21 protein-coding genes are annotated in these 19,310 nt (G+C 69.2%); 16 read left to right on the plus strand and 5 right to left on the minus strand.

The window, feature by feature from the left end; all coding sequences use genetic code 11:
- Nucleotides 1–420: 420 nt before the first annotated feature.
- Complete coding sequence (locus tag GPZ80_RS19320) at nt 421–753, minus strand: YnfA family protein (RefSeq protein ID WP_187222004.1); 333 nt, start codon at nt 751–753, stop codon at nt 421–423.
- Between the two features lie 4 nt (nt 754–757).
- Nucleotides 758–1,648 carry a M15 family metallopeptidase gene (locus GPZ80_RS19325; protein WP_312880441.1) on the minus strand — a complete coding sequence of 297 codons (891 nt, stop codon included), beginning with the start codon at nt 1,646–1,648 and terminating at the stop codon, nt 758–760.
- 133 nt (nt 1,649–1,781) lie between these two features.
- On the opposite strand from GPZ80_RS19325, the gene GPZ80_RS19330 reads away from it, so the two are divergent.
- Nucleotides 1,782–2,552 (plus strand): S1 family peptidase, encoded by a 771-nt coding sequence (locus GPZ80_RS19330; protein WP_187222008.1) that lies wholly within the window; start codon nt 1,782–1,784, stop codon nt 2,550–2,552.
- Nucleotides 2,553–2,565: 13 nt separating this feature from the next.
- Nucleotides 2,566–3,021, plus strand: coding sequence for a GNAT family N-acetyltransferase (locus GPZ80_RS19335; protein ID WP_187222010.1), 456 nt, complete (start codon nt 2,566–2,568; stop codon nt 3,019–3,021).
- Between the two features lie 152 nt (nt 3,022–3,173).
- On the opposite strand, the gene GPZ80_RS19340 is transcribed toward GPZ80_RS19335, so the two are convergent.
- Nucleotides 3,174–4,340: an 8-amino-7-oxononanoate synthase gene (locus tag GPZ80_RS19340; protein WP_187222012.1), complete on the minus strand. Its 1,167-nt coding sequence runs from the start codon at nt 4,338–4,340 to the stop codon at nt 3,174–3,176.
- A 74-nt stretch (nt 4,341–4,414) separates the two neighbouring features.
- Here GPZ80_RS19340 and GPZ80_RS19345 point away from each other — a divergent pair, with 74 nt between their 5' ends.
- The 12 genes from GPZ80_RS19345 (at nt 4,415) to GPZ80_RS19400 (ending at nt 17,449) form a co-directional block, all read left to right on the plus strand.
- Nucleotides 4,415–5,716, plus strand: coding sequence for an SAM-dependent methyltransferase (locus tag GPZ80_RS19345; protein ID WP_187222014.1), 1,302 nt, complete (start codon nt 4,415–4,417; stop codon nt 5,714–5,716).
- A 114-nt stretch (nt 5,717–5,830) separates the two neighbouring features.
- Nucleotides 5,831–6,622: an ABC transporter ATP-binding protein gene (locus GPZ80_RS19350; protein WP_187222436.1), complete on the plus strand. Its 792-nt coding sequence runs from the start codon at nt 5,831–5,833 to the stop codon at nt 6,620–6,622.
- An 8-nt stretch (nt 6,623–6,630) separates the two neighbouring features.
- Complete coding sequence (locus GPZ80_RS19355) at nt 6,631–7,428, plus strand: ABC transporter ATP-binding protein (protein WP_376771701.1); 798 nt, start codon at nt 6,631–6,633, stop codon at nt 7,426–7,428.
- Nucleotides 7,425–9,224, plus strand: a complete 1,800-nt coding sequence (locus GPZ80_RS19360) for an AMP-dependent synthetase/ligase (protein WP_187222018.1) — start codon at nt 7,425–7,427, stop codon at nt 9,222–9,224. Before GPZ80_RS19355 ends, GPZ80_RS19360 begins: the two co-directional genes overlap by 4 nt.
- Complete coding sequence (locus tag GPZ80_RS19365; protein ID WP_246477268.1) at nt 9,221–10,129, plus strand: branched-chain amino acid ABC transporter permease; 909 nt, start codon at nt 9,221–9,223, stop codon at nt 10,127–10,129. The genes GPZ80_RS19360 and GPZ80_RS19365 overlap by 4 nt, the downstream gene beginning before the upstream one ends.
- Complete coding sequence (locus GPZ80_RS19370; protein ID WP_187222019.1) at nt 10,129–11,226, plus strand: branched-chain amino acid ABC transporter permease; 1,098 nt, start codon at nt 10,129–10,131, stop codon at nt 11,224–11,226. Before GPZ80_RS19365 ends, GPZ80_RS19370 begins: the two co-directional genes overlap by 1 nt.
- 17 nt (nt 11,227–11,243) lie before the next feature.
- Entirely contained in the window at nt 11,244–12,524 is a 1,281-nt protein-coding gene (locus GPZ80_RS19375) for an ABC transporter substrate-binding protein (RefSeq protein WP_187222021.1), read from the plus strand.
- Between the two features lie 38 nt (nt 12,525–12,562).
- On the plus strand, nt 12,563–13,768 hold the full coding sequence (cbiE, locus tag GPZ80_RS19380; protein ID WP_187222023.1) for a precorrin-6y C5,15-methyltransferase (decarboxylating) subunit CbiE: 1,206 nt from the start codon (nt 12,563–12,565) through the stop codon (nt 13,766–13,768).
- Nucleotides 13,768–14,478: a PIG-L deacetylase family protein gene (locus tag GPZ80_RS19385; protein ID WP_187222025.1), complete on the plus strand. Its 711-nt coding sequence runs from the start codon at nt 13,768–13,770 to the stop codon at nt 14,476–14,478. Before cbiE ends, GPZ80_RS19385 begins: the two co-directional genes overlap by 1 nt.
- A 298-nt stretch (nt 14,479–14,776) precedes the next feature.
- Nucleotides 14,777–15,586: an alpha/beta hydrolase-fold protein gene (locus GPZ80_RS19390; RefSeq protein ID WP_187222027.1), complete on the plus strand. Its 810-nt coding sequence runs from the start codon at nt 14,777–14,779 to the stop codon at nt 15,584–15,586.
- A gap of 51 nt (nt 15,587–15,637) precedes the next feature.
- Entirely contained in the window at nt 15,638–16,498 is an 861-nt protein-coding gene (locus tag GPZ80_RS19395; protein ID WP_187222029.1) for a DUF7847 domain-containing protein, read from the plus strand.
- Nucleotides 16,499–16,552: 54 nt separating this feature from the next.
- Nucleotides 16,553–17,449 (plus strand): NAD-dependent epimerase/dehydratase family protein, encoded by an 897-nt coding sequence (locus GPZ80_RS19400; protein ID WP_187222031.1) that lies wholly within the window; start codon nt 16,553–16,555, stop codon nt 17,447–17,449.
- On the opposite strand, the gene GPZ80_RS19405 is transcribed toward GPZ80_RS19400, so the two are convergent.
- Nucleotides 17,436–17,654 (minus strand): DUF397 domain-containing protein, encoded by a 219-nt coding sequence (locus tag GPZ80_RS19405; protein ID WP_187222033.1) that lies wholly within the window; start codon nt 17,652–17,654, stop codon nt 17,436–17,438. The genes GPZ80_RS19400 and GPZ80_RS19405 overlap by 14 nt on opposite strands.
- A 5-nt stretch (nt 17,655–17,659) precedes the next feature.
- Nucleotides 17,660–18,499, minus strand: a complete 840-nt coding sequence (locus GPZ80_RS19410; RefSeq protein ID WP_187222035.1) for a helix-turn-helix domain-containing protein — start codon at nt 18,497–18,499, stop codon at nt 17,660–17,662.
- 118 nt (nt 18,500–18,617) lie between these two features.
- Between GPZ80_RS19410 and GPZ80_RS19415 the strand changes: the two genes are divergently transcribed.
- Nucleotides 18,618–18,899 carry a hypothetical protein gene (locus tag GPZ80_RS19415; RefSeq protein ID WP_187222037.1) on the plus strand — a complete coding sequence of 94 codons (282 nt, stop codon included), beginning with the start codon at nt 18,618–18,620 and terminating at the stop codon, nt 18,897–18,899.
- The gene (locus GPZ80_RS19420) at nt 18,896–19,297 is read left to right on the plus strand and encodes a hypothetical protein (RefSeq protein WP_187222038.1); all 402 of its coding nucleotides are present in this window, start codon (nt 18,896–18,898) and stop codon (nt 19,295–19,297) included. The genes GPZ80_RS19415 and GPZ80_RS19420 overlap by 4 nt, the downstream gene beginning before the upstream one ends.
- Nucleotides 19,298–19,310 lie beyond the last annotated feature (13 nt).

The following is a 19,310-nucleotide window of genomic DNA, read 5'->3' on the forward strand; positions in this document are numbered from 1 at the left end:
CGGGGTAGCACCGACGTCCTGGGTTGGTTGTCGGCACCCGTCTCCGAACGGACGAGAAGCAACACAACGGCACCGCCTGGTCGGCGGTCGTGTTCGAGCCGGTGCGGCCGCAGGGGTGCTGGGCGGTCGCCTCCGAATCGGCGGAGGACCAACTGCCTGGTTGACGGCCACCATCCCACTCACCACTAGAAGGTGACGGGCGCGCCGCCAACGGCCTGTTTGGGTGGTTCACCCTTATTTGGGGGTGCAATCGGCCTAATGCGCACGGCACGGGGCGCTGTCTTCACCATCCGCGCTCTACCCACGCAGACCGATGTCCGGCGTCCCCAGATCCAGGCGGACCACCAAACAGGCACCTACGTGCCAAGGCGCTCCAGCACGCAACAGGAATCCGGCCGAACCTGGCCCCAGTCCACGGCATCACCCACGTGGGGCGTACATGATCACGACAACGCCGACCAGGCACACAGCCGCCCCGATCACATCGAACCGGTCCGGCCGAAACCCGTCGGCCACCATCCCCCACAACAGCGACCCGACGACGAACACCCCTCCATAGGCCGCCAAGATCCGTCCGAAGTGCGCGTCCGGCTGCAACGTCGCGACGAAACCATAGGCTCCCAACGCGAGCACCCCGCCCAGCACCCACAACCATCCCCGCTGCTCGCGGATGCCTTGCCACACCAGCCAGGCCCCACCGATCTCCGCGACCGCGGCGATCCCGAACAGCAGCACCGACTTGACGACACTCACCGGTTCACCTTCCCGTCGCGCTGAAGTGCTGGATGTCGACCGGTGACCGCCAGGTCCCACCCCACGTCCACCCGATCGATGCGAAGGCCCGGACCACCGCGTCGCCGGCGAAGATCATGCCGGGCCGCACGTTCTTGCGGTCCACATAGGACGAGGCGAGCTCCGGCAGAACCAGGTCGCCCCGAATGTAGGGGTTGCAGAACGGGTTGATGTCCACCGCGAGCCCGTAGGCGTGCGCCGACCACGACGTCGAGCTCACCGCGTGCCTGCAGACGAACGCCGACGTGTTGTTCCCGTCCCCGGTCGGGTGCAGGTCGAGTTCGGCCAGGGCCGTCACCCGCATCTCCTCCAACGGGAACCGGTTCGCGAACAGCGTCTCGAACACCTTGGTCACGTTCTGTGTCACCGAGGCGTTGACGATCATCTCGCCGGTGTGGGCTCGTCCGTCGAACCCCCAGAACGACATGGTCAGGTACCGCAGGTCGTTGCGGCTCACTGGGCAGTCCGGTCGCCATGTGCTCCTCCTCAGCACGTCGTCCGGGATCGTCGACACCGTGGCCGTGTAGCCCTTCGAGGGTGGCGGCAGCCGGTCGGCGGTCGGGAGTGACCGGTTCTCCAGGACCGCCGGTGTCGGGAGCACCTTGCCGAAACCGTCGGGCCGCAACGGAAGCGGCGTCGCCCCCACGATCCACGCGGGCTTCGCCGCCGTGCTCGGCGGGGGAGCCGCGCTCGACTCCGTGGGGGCGGCGGACGTCGACGTACCCGGCGTGGGAGAACCGGTCGTCGGCACGGGTTCGGTGGACCGCCGTGCCGCGTCCTGTTCGGGCGGTGTCACGCACGCACCCACGATGAGGACCAGCGTGAGCGCGAGGACGACCCGGATGCGATGGGGCACGTCTCCAGCATGCCCGCACGAACTTCCACCCATTCGTGGGACCACACGGAGTCACTATTTGGGGTCCGTTTGACCTAGCGTGTCTTGCGGAGCACGGATCGTTGCCCAAAACTCACCGACAGGAGACTCTCCCATGGGGGGAACCGCCGCGCGCCGCATCATCGGTGTCGCCGCCGCCATCGCCATCGTCGCCGTCATCCTCGGCCAGTTCGCCGCGGACGCGCGTGAGCAGATCGTCGGCGGGACCCGCGCGAAGATCGCCGAACATCCGTACATGGTCTACATAGCCACCAGAGACGGCTATCAGTTCTGCGGTGGCACGCTTGTCTCCGAGAACAAGGTCGTCACCGCCGCGCACTGCGCCCAGGCGTACGCGGCCAAGGACATCCGTGTCGTCGCGGGCCGCGAGGACAAGCGCGGCACCGAAGGGGTCGAGGTCCGCGTCTCGGACGTCTGGATCCACCCCAAGTACACCGACGTCGCGAGCGGCGCCGACATCGCGGTGCTCACGCTGAAGGCGCCGCTGGAGTACCAGACCCTCCCCGTCGCCGACTCCCGCGACGACGCCCTCTACAAGCCCGGCACCCGCGGCACGATCCTCGGCTGGGGCCGCACCTCCGACGGCGGCCCAGCGTCGCGCTACCTGCTCAAGGCCGAGGTACCGACCATCTCCGACAGCGCGTGCCAGAAGTCCTACAAGGCCTTCGCCGAAGAGTCGATGGTCTGCGCCGGCTTCCCCGAGGGTGGCGTGGACACCTGCCAGGGCGACTCGGGTGGCCCGCTGGTCATCGCCGGCAGGCTCGTCGGCATCGCCTCCTGGGGCGAAGGCTGCGCCGAGGCGAACAAGCCCGGCGTCTACACCCGCATGACCGTCTACGCCTCCGACATCGCCGAGCAGCTGTGATATCCAAGGTGGCGTGACCGCACTGCACACCGCCGCCGGGCCGGACCTGACAGCAGCCCAGATCTACGCCCTGCTCAAGCTCCGGGTCGACGTCTTCGTCGTCGAGCAGGAATGCCCCTACCCGGAACTCGACGGCCGCGACCTCGCCCCCGACACCGTGCACCTGTGGTGGCAGCCTGCCGACGCCCCCGAACCCCTCGCCTGCCTGCGCATCCTCCCCGCCGACGCAAGCCGCCCGGTGCGCATCGGCCGAGTCTGCACCGCGAAGGACGCCCGCGGCACCGGCCTCGGCGGCAAGCTCATGGCCGCCGCCCTTGCCCACATCGGCGACGTCGAAAGCGTCCTCGACGCCCAAGTGCAGGCCCAAGGCATGTACGCCCGCTTCGGGTACGTCCCCGTCGGCGACCCCTTCGACGAGGACGGCATCCCCCACATCGCCATGCGTCGCCCCGCGCCCTCAAGGGCTTAGGTTCGGTCCGGTAAATCCCGGCACGCGCTATCCGCACCCCCGGTGCGAGGCCCACGTGGGCTGCGCGTGGGGCGAAATGCGAAAGTGGCGGCAGGCTGCGCTTGGTGAGCCGAGCCTCGCTCTTGCCGAAGGGCTCGTGGTCGCCGAGCCGGTCAGGCCCGCGGCGGGGCGTGTTCGGTGATGACCGCTACCGCCCGGTCGATGTCCGCCGGGGTGAGGTCCGCTCGCGCCGTCAACCGCAGGCGAGAGATCTGGTCCGGCACTGACGGGGGCCGGAAGCATCCGACCCAAACGCCTGCCGCCCGGCAGTCGTCCGCCCACTTCACCGCGGCCTCCGGCGACGGCGCACGCACCGACACCACGGCCGCCGTCGGTTCCGACACCTGCAGCCCGGCCTCCCGCAACCGCTCCGCCAGGGTCACCGCGACCGCCAGCGCCCGGCCCGCCCGCTCGGGCTCTTCCTTCAGCACAGTGAGCGCGGTCAGTGCCGCCGCGGCGCTGCCGGGGGCCAGGCCGGTGTCGAAGATGAACGACCGCGCGTTCTCCACCAGGTGCCGGATGACCTTCCGGGGGCCGACCACGGCCCCGCCCTGCGCGCCGAGCGACTTCGACAGAGTCAGGGTTGTCACCACATCGGGTGCACTGGACAACCCGGCAGCGTGAACCGCGCCGCGTCCTCCGTCACCCAGGACGCCGAAGCCGTGGGCGTCGTCGGCGATCAGGGCTGCCTTGTTGGCCCGGCAGACCTCCGCCAGTTCCGTCAGTGGCGCCAGGTCCCCGTCCACCGAGAACACCGAGTCGGTGACCATCAGCCCGCGCTCGGCCCGCCGGGTCGCCAACGCGCGCCCCGCGGCGGCCGGATCGCTGTGGGCGACCACCGCCACGTCCGCGCGCGACAGCCTGCACCCGTCGATCAGGGAGGCGTGGATATAGGCGTCGGTGACGATCGCGCAGTTCTTGCCCGACAGCGCCGTCACCGCGCCCAGGTTCGCCGCGAAACCCGACGAGAAGACCAATGCCGCCTGCGCGCCGCAGAACCGGGCCAGTTCGAACTCCAGCTCGCTGTGCAGCTCCGTGCTGCCCGTGACCAACCGCGACCCGGTGGATCCGGCACCCCAGCGCAGGGTGGCAGCCGCGGCCGCGCCGCTGACTCGCTTGTCCCGGGCGAGGCCGAGGTAGTCGTTGCTCGCCAGGTCGAGCAGGTCGGAATCCGCGCGGCGCGGACGGAGCTGCCTGCTCAGTCCCGCGCGCCTGCGGTCGTCGGCGTGGGCGTCGAGCCAGGCGAACGCCGCTTCGGCCGGATGGGTTTCTTCGGTCACGCATCGGAGTGTTACATCGCGGAGACACAGGCCCAGGTCCGGGTGGCGAACGCGACACCGATACGGTCGTCCCCATGCGTGGCGCCGTGTATTTCATCGGAGCGGGACCGGGAGCGGCTGACCTCATCACCCTGCGGGGGGCGAGCCGGATCGGTGAGGCCGATCTGGTCGTCTACAGCCCGGCGGTGATCGACCCCGTCTGGCTGCGTGAGCACACCAAGGCAGGCGCTGAACTCGTCGACAGTTCGCGTGCCACGCCAGAGGAGATCGTCGAGCACTACCGGATGGCCGCCAGCAGGCGCTCCAGCGCGGTCCGCCTGTTCGCAGGCGACGCCGCGCAGTCGCCCGAGATGCGCGAGCAGCGCGAACTCTGCGAGAAGCTGGGCCTCGACGTCGAGATCATCCCCGGGGTCTCGCCCGCCTCCGCCGCCGCCGCCGCGACCGGCAACGCGCTGGTGGAGTCCGGTGTGGCCGAGACGGTCGTGTTCACCGAGGCCGACTTCTCCCGCGTCCGCGCGATGGTCACCCGGTGCGCCACGGTCGCCGTGCACGCCCCGGCCGCCCGCGCCGCGGACCTCGCCGACGCCCTGCTCGGCGGCGGCGTGGACCCCGAGATGCCGGTCGCCGTGGCATACAAGACCACCTGGCCCGACGAGGTCCTGCTGCGCACCACCGTCGGCGAACTCGCCGCGGCCGTGAAACGCCGCAACCTGTGGCGCCACACCCTGTTCCTCATCGGCGACGCCCTGCGCGAGGACAAGCCCCGAGCCGGATACGTGCGACCCGCCGACACCGACGTCCCCGCTCCCCGCTGGGCCTCGCGAAACGGTGGCTGGCGCTCCCGGATGCAGGCCGAGGTCGGGACGTCCTGGGCGCGCAACGGCAGCACCAAGACGCGCACCTGCGTCGAGCAAACCGAGCAAACCGAGCAGCCCGAGCACACCGAGATCGAGCCCGCCCCGGTCGCCGCGCGCAACGGCGCGGTCAACGGCGCCGCCCGCAACGGCGCGCCAGTCGAGGTGGCGACCGTCGACATTCCCGCGGGCGACAACGGTGGGCAGGCCACACCGCCTCCCGCGCCTGCGCCGCAGGTCGAGATCCCCGCCGAGAGCGCTCCGCGGCCCGCCACCAACGGCTCGGCCGCACCCCTCCGCAACGGGTCCGCGGTGACCAAGGCCAAGCCCGAGACCAACGGCTCCACCCGGTCCGCAGAGGCCAAGGACGCCAAGGACGCCAAGGAGACCGCGGCCAACGGCGCCAAGCAGGCCGAGGTCAAGGCCAAGTCGACCACGGCCAAGCCCGCCGCCAAGGCCACCACCAGGAAGAGCACCAGCGCCACCCGCACGGCGAACCGTCGGACCACGAAGAAGTCCTGACCCGCCGGTAACATCTTGTGCTCGACCCTTGCTCCTGATCGGGCCACCGTCTACCGTCCTGCCTACTTGTGATCTAGGTCACGCAGGAGGGCGATGGTGGCGGCGGGCGAGTCGATCCTTTCGGTGTCCAACCTGGAGGTCGTCTACGACGATGTCGTCCTGGTCCTCCGCGGACTGAGCCTGACCGTCCCGACCGCAGGCGTGGTCGCCCTGCTCGGCGCCAACGGCGCGGGCAAGACAACCCTGCTGCGCGCGGTCACCGGCCTGCTCCACTCCCACCGCGGCCGCATCACCAAGGGCACCGTCCAGTTCGACGGCCGGGACATCACCGGCGCCGATCCCGCCCGCGTGGTGCGGCTCGGCATCGCCCAGGTGATGGAGGGCCGCCGGATCTTCGCCGAGATGACCATCGACGAGAACCTCCGCGCGGGCGCGCACACCCGCCGGTCCCGCGCCGAGGTCCGAGAGTCCTACGCCCGGGTGCTCGACTTGTTCCCAGTGCTGGCGAGCAGGCGGCGCTCCACCGCGGGCTACCTGTCCGGCGGCGAGCAGCAGATGCTCGCGATCGGCCGCGCCCTGATGGCCGCCCCGCGCCTGCTGCTGCTCGACGAGCCCTCCCTCGGCCTCGCCCCGAAGTTGGTCGAGCAGGTCCGCGACATCATCAGGCACATCAACGAGCAGGGCACGAGTGTGCTGCTGGTCGAGCAGAACGCGATGATGGCACTGTCCATCGCGGACTTCGGCTACGTGCTCGAAGTGGGCACCGTGGTGCGCGACGACCCGGCGGGCGACCTGCTCGCCGACGAGGACATCCGCGAGTTCTACCTGGGTGCCCCCGCAGACGGTGCGCAGCGGTCGTTCGCCGAGGTCAAGAGCTACCGGAGGAAGAAGCGATGGAGCGCCTGACCGCCGAGATGGAGTCGGCCGCCGCGCCGACGCCCGTGGCGGCGCCCCTGGTCTCGGTCTCCGAGCTCACTCTGAAGTTCGGCGGTGTGACGGCGCTCAACGGTGTCAGCTTCGAGGTGGCGCGCGGCGAGCTGTTCGCGGTGATCGGTCCCAACGGCGCCGGGAAGACGTCCATCTTCAACTGTCTCAACGGTGTCTACCGCCCGCAGCACGGCACGATCACGCTCGACGGGCAGAGCATCGTCGGCAAGTCGCCCGCCGCGATCGCCGGACTCGGTGTGGCGCGGACGTTCCAGAACCTCGGCCTGTTCGAACACCTCACCCTCATCGACAACCTCATGTTGGGCCGACACCACTTGATGCGCACCGGTTTCCTGGCAGGCATGGCCTGGTGGGGCCGGGCCAAACGCGAGGAGATCGAGCACCGCGCCGCCGTCGAGGAGGTCGTGGAACTGCTTGAACTGGAGCCCTACCGGCGGATGCCCGCGGGCCTGCTGCCCTACGGGGTGGCCAAGCGGGCCGAACTCGGGCGGGCGCTGGCGATGGAGCCGACACTGCTGCTGCTCGACGAGCCCGTGGCGGGCATGAACGTCGAGGAGACCGAGGACATGGCCCGCTACCTGGTTCAGGTCCGCCGTGAGCTCGACCTCGCGATGATCCTGGTGGAGCACGACATGCGACTCGTGATGGACCTGGCCGACCGGGTCCTGGCCCTGGACTTCGGGGTCGGGATCGCCGCGGGACTGCCCGCGCAAGTGCAGAACGACCCCAAGGTCATCGAGGCCTACCTTGGTGGTGGCGAATGACCGCGACACTCAGCGACGTGGCGACTCTGCCCGCACGCCTGCTACAACTGGCCGAGGAACGCCCCAACGACCCGGCGATGCGTGAGAAGCACCGCGGCATCTGGCGGGAGTGGACCTGGGCGACCTACGCCGACCGGGTCGCCTCCGTCGCGATAGGACTCAAAGCCCTCGGTGTCGAACCCGGAGACCGGGTGGCCATCCACGCCGAGAACCGTCCGGAGTGGGTGGTCGCGGACCTCGCGATCCAGGGCATCGGCGCGCAGTGCATCGGCGTGTACCCGACGTCCCCGGCCGCGGAGGTGGAGTACCTGCTGTCGCACTCCGGCGCCACCGTCCTGATCGCCGAGGACGAGGAGCAGTTCGACAAGGTCGCCCAGGTTCGCGACCGGCTGCCCGCGCTGCGCCACATCGTCCTCATCGACCCGCAGGGTGTCCGCGTCGAGGACCACCGGGACGTCCACACGTTCACCGACCTGGAAAGCCACGGCGACGCCCGCGTCGAGTTCGCCCGCGAGGTGTCCTCGGTGGACCCGGACGCCACCGCGATTCTGGTCTACACGTCGGGAACCACCGGACCACCCAAGGGCGCGATGATCTCCCACGCCAACCTCGTCGCGTCCGGCGAGTGCTTCATCAACGCGCTGGGCGCGACCCGCGACGACGAAGTGCTGAGCTACCTTCCGCTGTGCCACATCGCCGAGCGGCTGATCTCGGTGATCGACGCCGTCTGGGCGGGCCTGGTGGTCAACTTCGGCGAAGGCGGCCCGGCCTTCCAGCACGACCTGCGGGACGTGCAGCCGACGGTCTTCCTCGGCGTCCCCCGCGTCTGGGAGAAGATGCTGGCGGGCGTGGAGATCCGGATGGCCGACGCGTCCCGGCTCAAGCGCGGCCTCTACAAGCTGTGCCTTCGGCAGGGCCGACGCATCGCTCCGCGCCGGATGACCGACTCCACGACTCTCGGCGACAAGATCGTGCTGGCCGTGTGCGAGGTGCTGGTCTTGCGTGCCCTGCGGGAGAAGTTGGGCATGTCGCGCGTCCGCACGGCCATCAGCGGCGCCGCGCCGATCGCCCCACAGGTCCTGGAGTTCCTGTGGGCCATCGGCATCCCGGTCCGTGAGGGCTACGGCCAGACGGAGAACACGGCGATCTGCACCCTGACCCCGGTCGGCGACGTGCGGCTCGGCGCGGTCGGGACCACGCTGCCGGGCGTCGAGATCCGCATCGCCGACGACGGCGAGATCCTCACCCGCTCGGCGGGGGTCTTCCAGGGCTACCTGGACAACCCGGAGGCGACGGCGGAGACCGTCGACGCCGAGGGCTGGCTGCACACCGGCGATGTCGGCGAGGTCGACACGGACGGCTTCCTGAGGATCACCGACCGCAAGAAGGACATCATCATCACCGCGGGCGGAAAGAACATCTCCCCGTCGGAGATCGAGAACCTGCTCAAGGTCTCGCCGTTCGTCCGCGAGGCCATCGTCATCGGCGACCGCCGCAAGTTCCTCAGCGCGCTCATCGGCGTCGAGCGCGACACGGTCGGCAACTGGGCCACCCGGCGCGGAATCACCTACACGACCTACGCCGACCTGTCGGCCAAACCCGAGGTGGAGGCGCTGATCGCGAAGGTCGTCGCGGAGGCGAACGACTCGCTCGCCAACGTCGAGAAGATCAAGCGCTTCAAGGTGATCACCAAGGAACTCGACCACGAGGACGGCGAGCTGACCGCCACCCAGAAGGTCAAGCGCCGCGCGGTCGAGCAGCGGTTCGCCGAGGAGATCGAGGCGATGTACACATGAGCCCGGAACTGACCGCCTTCCTGACCAACTGTTTCGCCGGCCTCGCCCTCGGCTCGACGTATGCGTTGGTGGCGCTCGGATTCGTGGTCATCTACAAGTCGACCGGCGTCATCAACTTCGCCCAGGGCGGCCTGCTCGCCCTGGGCGCGTACCTCGGCTACACGTTCTCCGAGAACCTGGCGCTCGCCTTCGGACTGTCGATCCTGTTCGCCTGCCTCGCCGCCGCGTTCGTCGGCGCCGGGTTCGAGCGGATCGTGCTGCGCCGGATGGTCGGACAGCCCCCGTTCGCCGTAATCATGATCACCATCGGGCTGCTGTTCATCATCGAGCCGGTCCTCACGGCCGTCTGGGGATTCGACAACCTCCAGGTCCCCAACCCGTGGAACATCCAGACCGTGGAGGCGGGCGGCCTCGTCTTCGGCGTGCGCGACCTGTGGACCATCGGCATCACGATCGCGGTGGTCACGGCGTTCTTCCTGTTCTTCCGCTTCTCCGGCTTCGGCCTCGCCATGCGCGCGACCGCGTTCGACCCGGAAGCCGCGCTGGCGCAGGGGATCAGCGCGAAGAAGGTGTACGCCGTGTCGTGGGCGATCGCCGCCGCGCTGGCCGCGCTCGCGGGCATCACGCTGGCGGCCGGACCGGGCGGGCTGTCGCCGTCGATCGGCTTCATCGCGCTGGCCGCGTTCCCAGCGATGATCCTCGGCGGCATGGACTCCCCGGCCGGGGCCGTGCTCGGCGGCATCGTCATCGGCCTGGCCGAGGCGCTGACCCGCGGCTACCAGGACCAACTGTTCTCCTGGGCGGGTGACAACGTCTCGATCATCGTCCCGTATCTGCTCATGATCGTCATTCTGCTCATCAGACCGTACGGCCTGCTCGGCACCAAAGACGTGAGGCGGATCTGATGGCCAAGCCGCACCGCAATCTGACCCGTGCCTACGCTCAGGACCTGCGGTTGTTCGGCACGCCGTGGGCGAAAGCCGGTCTGGCCATGATGATCCTCGTGGTCGTCATGCTGCCCATGGTGGTGCACGACGACTTCTGGCTCTCGATCCTGGTCTACGTCGGCATCACCGCGGTCGGCGCGATCGGCCTGAACCTGCTGACCGGCTACTGCGGGCAGATCTCGCTCGGCCACGCCTTCTTCATCGGGGCGGGCGCCTACTGCACGGCGATCGTCGGCGGCGACCTCGGCCTGCCGCTGCCCCTGTGGCTGCTCGCCGCGGCCGCCGTGGGCGCGCTCCTGGGTGGGGTGATCGGGCCGTTCGCGTTGCGGCTGCGCGGAAACTACCTCGCCATCGTCACCCTCGGGCTGATCTTCGTGGGCGAGCACCTGTGGCGCAATCTCAAGGACGTCACCGGCGGCAACTCCGGCACGTCGGTCGCCGCGCCCCCGGCCGTCGGCCCGATCGACTTCAGCCGCCTGGAGATCGCCGGTGAGGTGTACTCCCGCAACCAGGGCTACTTCTGGCTCGTGTGGGGCCTGGTCGCGCTCATCGCGCTGCTGGCCAAGAACCTCGTGCGGACCCGGCCCGGCCGGGCCCTACAGGCGGTGCGCGACCGGGACCAGGCCGCGGAGGTCATCGGCGTGCGCGCCGGGCACTACAAGATCGGCGCTTTCATGGTGTCCAGCGCGATCGCCGCGGTCGCGGGCGCGCTCTTCGGGTCCTACCAGCAGTTCGTCAGCCCCGACGAGTGGAACCTGCTGCTGTCCATCCAGTACATCGCGATCGTCATCGTCGGCGGACTCGGGACGATCTTCGGCTCGATCCTCGGCGCGGTGTTCGTCGGGGCACTGCCCGCCCTCATCGACCGCTACAGCGCCGACATCCCCGGCGTGCGGACCTCGGTCGGCGGGGAGGGGTTCATCAGCGTCTTCGCGCTCAATCAGGCGATTTTCGGTGTCCTGATCGTGTTGTTCCTGGTGCTCGAACCGCGCGGACTCGCAGGAATCTGGCTGCGCGTCAAGACTTACTTCAAAGCGTGGCCATTCTCGTATTGACTCAAGGAGGGCGTCACATGCCGCACAACCGATTGGCTCTCGCCGCGGGCTTCGCGGCACTCGTGCTCGCCGTGTCCGCGTGCGGCGGCGCGGGCGACAGCGGGGGTGGGTCCGGCGGCGGCGACGCGGGCACGCCAGGCACCACCGCGGGCTTCGACGGCACCACCATCAAGCTCGGTGTGCTCTCACCGCTGTCCGGCCCCGTCGCCGTCATCGGCCTGCCCCTCACCGCGGGCAACAAGGTCTGGTTCGATCACCTCAACTCCACCGGCGGCGTCGCCGGGAAGTACAAAGTGGAGCTGGTGCAAGAGGACACCCAGTACAAGCCGGACGTCACCGTCCAGCAGTACAACAAGGTCAAGGGAAACGTCGTCGCGTTCACCCAGGTCCTCGGCACCCCCTCGACCCTGGCCGTCCTCCCGCAGCTCAAGACCGACAAGGTGCTCGCCGCCCCCGCCTCGCTCGACGCGCTGTGGGTCCGTGAGGAGAACCTGTTGCCCGTCGGCGGCCCCTACCAGGTGCAGGCGATCAACGCGATCGACTACTACCTGACCGAGGGCGGCGGCTCCAAGGACAGCAAGATCTGCACGATGAGCCAGGACGACGTCTACGGCGAGGCCGGACTCGCGGGCGTCGCCGAGGCGGCCAAGGTCCACGGGTTCACCGTCGCCAACCAGCAGAAGTTCAAGGCGGGCACGGAGAACTACGCGGGCCAGATCCAGGCGCTCGCGGGCGCGGGCTGCCAGATGGTGTTCCTGACCGCCACGCCGAGCGACGCGGGCAAGATCTTCGGCACCGCGGCGCAGGGTCGGTTCGCCCCGAAGTGGTACGCGCAGTCGCCGAGCTACGCCGGCGCGCTCTCGAAGTCCGCGGTCGCGCCGTACATGCAGGCCAACGTGCTGATCGTGTCCGAGGGCACGGAGTGGGGCGACACCAACGTCCCCGGCATGAAGGACATGGTGGAGCGGGCGACGAAGTTCGCGCCCGCGCAGCAGCCGGACTACTACTTCGCCTTCGGCTACAACCAGGCCCGCGCGATGACGGCGGTGCTGGAGAAGGCGGTGGCGAAGGGCAATCTGAGCCGCGACGGCATCCTCGCCGCCTCCAAGGAACTGGGCACCGTCACGTTCGACGGCTTGACCGGCGACTACAAGTACGGCTCGGTCGACGACCGCAACCCGCCACGCACGAGCACGCTGTTCGCGATCGACCCGGCGAAGCCGTTCGGACTCAAGACGGTCAAGTACAACTTCACCTCTGACGCGGCGAAGAACTACGAGTTCAAGAAGGCGGGCTGAGGCTGCCGAACAGGTCAGGTTCGTGATCTCATGAGTCCATGACGACGGTGACGGTGGTCGGTGTCGACGGGGCGGTCCTGCCCGCGGGCGCCGAGGTGGCGCTGGGCAAGTCCCAGTTGGTCGTGGGCGCCAGGTGCCATCTGGACGCCCACGGCCGCCATGCCGAGCGCACCCTGATCCTGGGCGGCCACACCGTGGAGGACTCCATCCTCGACGCCTTGGCCGACACGGTCCGCGCCGAGGAATCGGCCACCGTCCTGGTCTCCGGCGACGCGGGCTTCTTCGGCGTGCTGCGGGCGTTGCGGGCCAAGGGACTGCCGGTGGTCACCTGGCCGTCGGTGTCGGCCCTGCAGCGGCTGGCCGCGATGATCAAGCGGCCGTGGGACGACCTGACTGTGGTCAGCGCCCGCGGCCGCGACTTCCGCCATGCCGTCAACGTGTGCCGGGCCCGCAAGTCCGTCGCGGTGCTCACCGCGCCCGGCGCGGGTCCCGCCGAGCTGGCCCGCGAACTCGACGGCTGGCAGCGCAACCTCGCGGTGCTCGAAGATCTCGACGGCCCCCGCGAGAAGCTGTCCATCGTGGACGCGACAGAGGCGGTCCGCCGCACCTGGCGGGAGCCGAACCTGGTGCTGTGCCTGGTGTCGATCGACTCGCTCGGGTCGGACACCTGGATCGCGGGCGGCGAACCGGCCCCGGCGGCCGACGGCTGGGCGCTTGGCGAGAGCGCGTACCAGACGAGGGCAGGCGTCGGGATCGCCCCGGAGGTCCGGGCGCTGGCTTTGGCCCGGCTCGCCCCGCGTCCCGGCGCGCTCGTCTGGGACGTCTGCGCCGGTTCCGGCGCGCTGGGCATCGAGGCCGGGAAGCTCGGCGCGGCCGTGGTCTCGATCGAGCGCGATCCCGCGCTGTGCATACGAATCGTCGCCAACGCCGGTTCCCACGGTGTCGACCTGCGCTTGGTCGACGGCGACCCGCCCGCGGCCCTCACCGGGCTGCCGCGCCCCGACTCGGTGTTCGTCGGCACGTCCCGGCCCGAGGTCGTGCGTGCCTGCGCGGGCACCGGCGCGGACCGGATCGTCGTGCTGGTCCCGGAACTGGACCGCCTCGGCGACGTCCGCAAGACCCTCGTCGACGCCGGCTACTGCGTCGACGGGTGCCAACTGTCCTCAGCCGCCCTGACCGAACTCCCGACCGGCGTCGGTATCGCGCAGGCGGATTCGACATTCCTGTTGTGGGGGAAGCGATAATGCCCGACCTGGAACCCATGCCCACCGACTGGCAGCGCGCCCTCGCCATCGTCGCGCACCCGGACGACCTGGAGTACGGCGCGTCCGCGGCGATCGCCGGGTGGACCGACGCGGGCAAGACTGTGACATACCTGCTCGCCTCCCGCGGCGAGGCGGGGATCGACACGATGCCGCCGCACGAGTCCGGCCCCCTGCGCGCCGCCGAGCAGATCGCCGCGGCGGCGATTGTCGGCGTCGACGTCGTGGAGTTCCTCGACCACCCCGACGGCGTCATCGAATACGGCGTCCCCCTGCGGCGGGACCTGGCCACGGCGATCCGCAGGCACCAGCCGGAACTGGTCGTGACGATCAACCACCACCCCACCTTCCCCGGCGGCTTCCTCAACATGGCCGACCACCGCAACGTCGGCAACGCCACCCTCGACGCCGTCCGCGACGCCGCCAACCGCTGGGTCTTCACCGACGCGGGCGAGCCCTGGTCCGGCGTGCGATGGGTGGCGGTCGCGGGCTCGCCGCTGGCGACCCACGCGGTCGACGTGACCGAGACACTCGACCGCGGCATCGCCTCCCTCAAGGAGCACGCGGTGTACCTGGCCGCGCTGGAGGGACCCATGGCCCAGCCGGAGGGATTCCTCCGCACGATCGCCGAAGAGACCGGGGATCGCTTCGGCACCCCGCTGGCCGCTTCGTTCGAGCTGATCCCGATGTGACCGGCGGCTGGACCGAGTGACCTTGTGCGGGTGCCTGCTCTGCTCAGCGCGTGACCGATCCGGACCTTCTTGTGGTTCCATTGCGCCGAACGGTGTAGTGGTGCGGACCAGTTACCGGAGGGCAACCGACTGGTGGCTCGATCGCCGCTCACCAAATGTTCACGTGACAAGGTCAACGTGGCAGGTTTGCGCGGACTGCCCCACAGGCCCCGCTAGACCCATAGGATCTCGCCAGGGGTCCGTGACGAGCGGAGAACTTGTGAATACTGCGCGAACTGTTCGGCTTTCTCGTCGGGCGGTGTTGGTCGGTGGGCTGGGTCTCGGTGCCGGGCTGCTGGCGGGATGTCAGCGGGAAATGGCGCCCGGGGGCCAGGCCGACAACATCATCCAGAGCAAGGCCCCCACCTCGGCCACCCAGCCGGTGACGACGGGACGCAACCTGTCGTCCGGCCGGTACCGCGAAGTGGACATCGTGATCATGCGCCCCGCGGGCGTCACCGGACCGCTCCCCGTCTGCGTTGCCCTGCACTCCGACCGGCTGACCTTGGCGAAGAGTTTCCTGGAGTATGGCCTCCCCGACATGTTGACCAAGGTCGTCCAGGACGGCTCCGCGCCGTTCGCGGTCGTCGCCGTCGACGGTGGCAACTGGGTCGGCTACAAGGACGACGACCCACAGCGCATGCTCTTCCAGGACCTTCCCGGCTGGCTGGATTACCACGACCTCGCCAGCACCCCGTTCTCCGTGCTCGGCATCTCCGAGGGCGGCGCGGGCGCGCTGAACATGGCGCGCACGCCAGGGCTGTCGGCTGTCGCGGTGATCAGCCCGAAACTGTTCGACAACTGGACCGACGCGCAGGCCTCCGACATGTTCGACGACGGGCAGAAGCAGTGGGAGCAGCGTGAGCCGCTGCGCCACATGGCGGAGTTCGCGACCCAGAAGCTGGGTGTCTGGTGCGGCACCGAGGACAGGGCGTTCATCGGCCCGGCGCGGCGGCTGGCCGAGAACACCAAGGCCGTGGAGGCGGCGTTCACCCCGGGCGGCCACGATGAGGCCTACTGGAAGTCGGTGCTTCCCCAGGCGCTCAAGTTCGTGGGCAGCGTTCTCTGACGCCCCGGTGTGCGGCTATCGTCCACACACCGACCCCTGGGGAATCAACTGATGAGCACTGACAACGAAGCCCTGCGCCTGGGCATCGTCCCGCTTCGGCCACTGACCCTGTCCGACCTGGTCAGCGGCACCGTGCAGGCTTTGCGCCGCAATCCGCGCGCGCTCTTCGGCGGTGGCCTGATCGTCGCGGTCCTCGCCGAACTGGTGACGGTCGCGGTCACGGTTCTCGTGGTGGGTGGGCTTCCCGAGGTGCCGACCACGGCGATGCCGACCTTCGCCGAGCTGCGCCCGTACCTGATCGCCACCTTGATCGCGCTGCTGGTCGTCGAGGTCATGGCGCTGGTCTTGGTCGGCGTGGTCAACGTCGTGGTTCCGCGGGCGGTGTTCGGGCACGTCACGGGCCTGCGGACGGCGCTGTCGGCGATGCTGCCCAAGCTGCCCAGGCTGTTCGGGATCCTCGCCGCCATAGGCGTGATGATGCTCGGGATCGCCGCCATCGCGGTCGGTGCGATCGCGGTCGGTGGTGAGGCGGGCATGCTGCTGGCCCTGCCGGGTGTGGTTGCCATCGTGTATCTGTCGATGGCGTTCACGTTCGCCGCGTCGGTCGCCGTCGTCGAGGACAAGGGTGTCATCGAGTCGCTGCGCCGCTCCCGCACGCTGGTGCACGCGGTGGGCTGGTGGCGCGTGTTCGGGATCCTGCTGCTCGCCGGGCTCGCGACCGGCATCGTGTCCGCGATCGTCGGAGCCGTCTTCGAGACCGTGAGCGGCGGGTCGGCGCTGGGCATCTCGCTGGCCACGATCCTCACCAGCGCGGTGTTCGCCCCCGCCATGACGGTGCTCACGACCTTGCTCTATATCGACCACCGCTGCCGGTCGGAAGGCATCGAAGGGCTCTGGCGCGAAGCCGCCTAGCCGGGAATAGCCCGATCCTCCCCGCGTTGGAGTAGTCGACAGCGGAGGGGAGACATGGGGCACATCTGTGTCATCGGCGGCACAAGGTTCTTCGGTAAGGCATTGGTCAGGCGCCTGCTGGGGGCGGGCCACAAGGTGACGGTGCTGACCCGCGGCCGCTCGGGCGACGACTTCGGCCAGACGGTGTCGCGGCTGTCCGCCGACGCCAACGACGTCGCCGCGCTCAGCGAAGCGGTGGCGGGCCACGAGTTCGACGCCGTCGTCCACCAGATGTGCTACTCGCCGGTCACCGCGCTCGCCGCCGCCAAGGCGTTCCAGGGCCGCACCCGCAGGCTGGTCATGACCTCGACGATCGAGGTCTACACGACCGTGCCCGGCATCCGCCCGTTCGCCGCCGCGGCCGACCTTGACCCGGCCGACCACGGGTACGACGTGTCCCTGCCGTGGTTGGACCCGGACTTCGCGGATGCCCACTACGGCGAAGGCAAGCGCCAGGCCGAGAGCGCGCTGACCGACGCGGCCGAGTTCCCGGTGGCGTTCGCGCGGGCAGGCCATGTGCTCGCCGAGGGGGAGTTCACCGGCAGGCTCGCCTTCCACGTCGACCGCGTGCTGGCAGGCGCCAGGATCGTCACGCACCGGGTGCCTGGGCGGTCGTCGTTCGCGCACGCGGAGGAGATCGCCGGGTACCTGGCGTGGCTGAGCGGGTCGTCGGTGACCGGGCCGGTCAACGCGAGTTCACCCGATGGGCTGAGCGCGCGGGAGCTGTGCGCGGTGATCGAGGACGTGACCGGGCGCGCGGCGGTCGTCGAGGAACTCGACGACCCGGAAGGTGACCCGGATCTGTCGCCGTTCTCCTACCAGGCGGACTTCGGCATGTTGGTCGAGCACGAGTTCTCGCCGGTGCGGGCGTGGTTGCCCGAGGTGGTGCGAAGAGAAGTCAGCGGCCGGTGAGGGTGGCGAGGAAGGTTCGGTAGGCGGGGGCAGGGAGGGTGAGGTGGCCCGCCTCGGGCTGCTTGGAGTCGCGAATGTTGGCGATGGGTTCCCTGAACGCGACCTCGACGCAGTTGATCTCTTGGCCACTGAAGCTGCTCTTGCGCCACGCCACCTCAACGCAGTTGGCGTCTCCACTGAAGCTGCTCGTGTGCCACTCCGCCATCACGGCTACCTCGCTCGTTCGTGCTCCTCGGCGATGTCGTCCAGCACCCGAGCGGATCGCTCTTGATCCAGTGCCAACGCGACCAGGCTTTCGGCCGCCATTCTATAGGTTTCGATCTCCGATGGGTTCTCGGGAAACATGGCCGACTGTCGACCCTCTACGAACACCACCGGCGGTTCGTCGGCGAACTCCAGGACCACGAACGCACCCAAGAGTCCTGGGTGCGCCGCCACAGATGTGGGCAGCACGAGAACCGACACGTTTGGCCGTAGGGCTTCCTTCAGCAGCCTGCGAGTCTGGCGAGCCATCACCTCATGGCCGCCAAGGGGCTGCCGCAACATCAACTCACTGACAACAAACGCAAAGGAGGCGTAGGGCCGGTCCAAGATGACCTGCCGCCCCAGTCGCCGTGCGATTCGATGGTTCATGTCCAGGGGATCGATTGCGCAGGCCGCAAGAAGCGCACGGTAATAGTCGGGGGTTTGCAGCAAGCCCGGAACCAGCAGGGGTTCCACGTCAACAATGTTGGTCGCTTTGGCCTCAAAGGCCATGTAGGTCCGGGCTTGATCGCTGAGGTTGGTGTCGGTTCCCTCCCACCAACCTTGCTCGCGATGGCCAGTGGCCATCCGCATCACCATGGCACGCTCGTTACCGGTCACCCCCATGCCCGCGAGCAGGGCCGAAACCTCATCCGGCCGCGTGTCGCGACGCAGGCCGCGTTCCATCCGGCTCACGGTGTTGGCTGACCAGCCGAGCACCTCACCGACTTGTGCGCATGTCATCCCGGCTCTCTCCCGGAACTTCCTCAGCTCCATCCCCAGCCCCCGCTCGCTGACCCCACTCACGCCCGCTCCCTCGATGTCATGCCTGCCATGAAGACCGACCAAGATCGCTCTCCGTGCCCGTGGAAATCACTCGTCCGCGCATGTTCGCGCAGGTCAGAGCCATGTAAGTGTTACCACTATGAGCCGACACGCACTCGTCGAGCCACGCAGGCCGACGCAAGCCGAGCGGGCCGATCACGCCGTTCGCGGGCACCTCGCCGCCCTCGTGGTCATCGTCCAACAGGGCACCGACGACGAGGTCTGCCTGGCCGCCCGCTCCGAGATCTGCCGCCTCGTCTCGGCCGTGTGCACCGCACTGTCCCCACACCGGCTCGATTCCAGCGGCCACTGCGCCGTCTGCGGGCCGGACTGTGAACTCCTCAACCGCCTGAGCCGAGCCCTGCTGCCGGTGTGGCTGTGACCGCCGTCGTCCGGCACGCGGCCGTCTACTCGCACTTCGCCTGCCGCTGGTGCGTCAAGGGCCGCAACGCCGACCGGCAGTCCATCACGACGATCTTCGACCTCGCCCCGGACCACCGCTCGATCCTCGTGCACCCAGGCGCGATCGACACGTTCTCGCTCCAACTGCTTCCCGACACCATCCCGGCGCTGGTCGAAGCCTGTGAAGACCTGCGATCCCGAACCGTCAGTGGCCTGCACCCGCGCCACGGGAAACGGACGCTCGAACTCCGGGAGATCCACGACGGAATCTCGACCGTTTTCACCATCCCCGGCGCGCGGCTCGTCATCGACTACCAAGGCGTCGGGCTTCACGCGCTGCAGGACATGCTCACCGAGATCCGCGATTGTTTTCGCTGAAGTAACGTGCACG

Source organism: Actinokineospora xionganensis, assembly GCF_014323725.1.
Classification (GTDB): Bacteria; Actinomycetota; Actinomycetes; order Mycobacteriales; family Pseudonocardiaceae; genus Actinokineospora; species Actinokineospora xionganensis.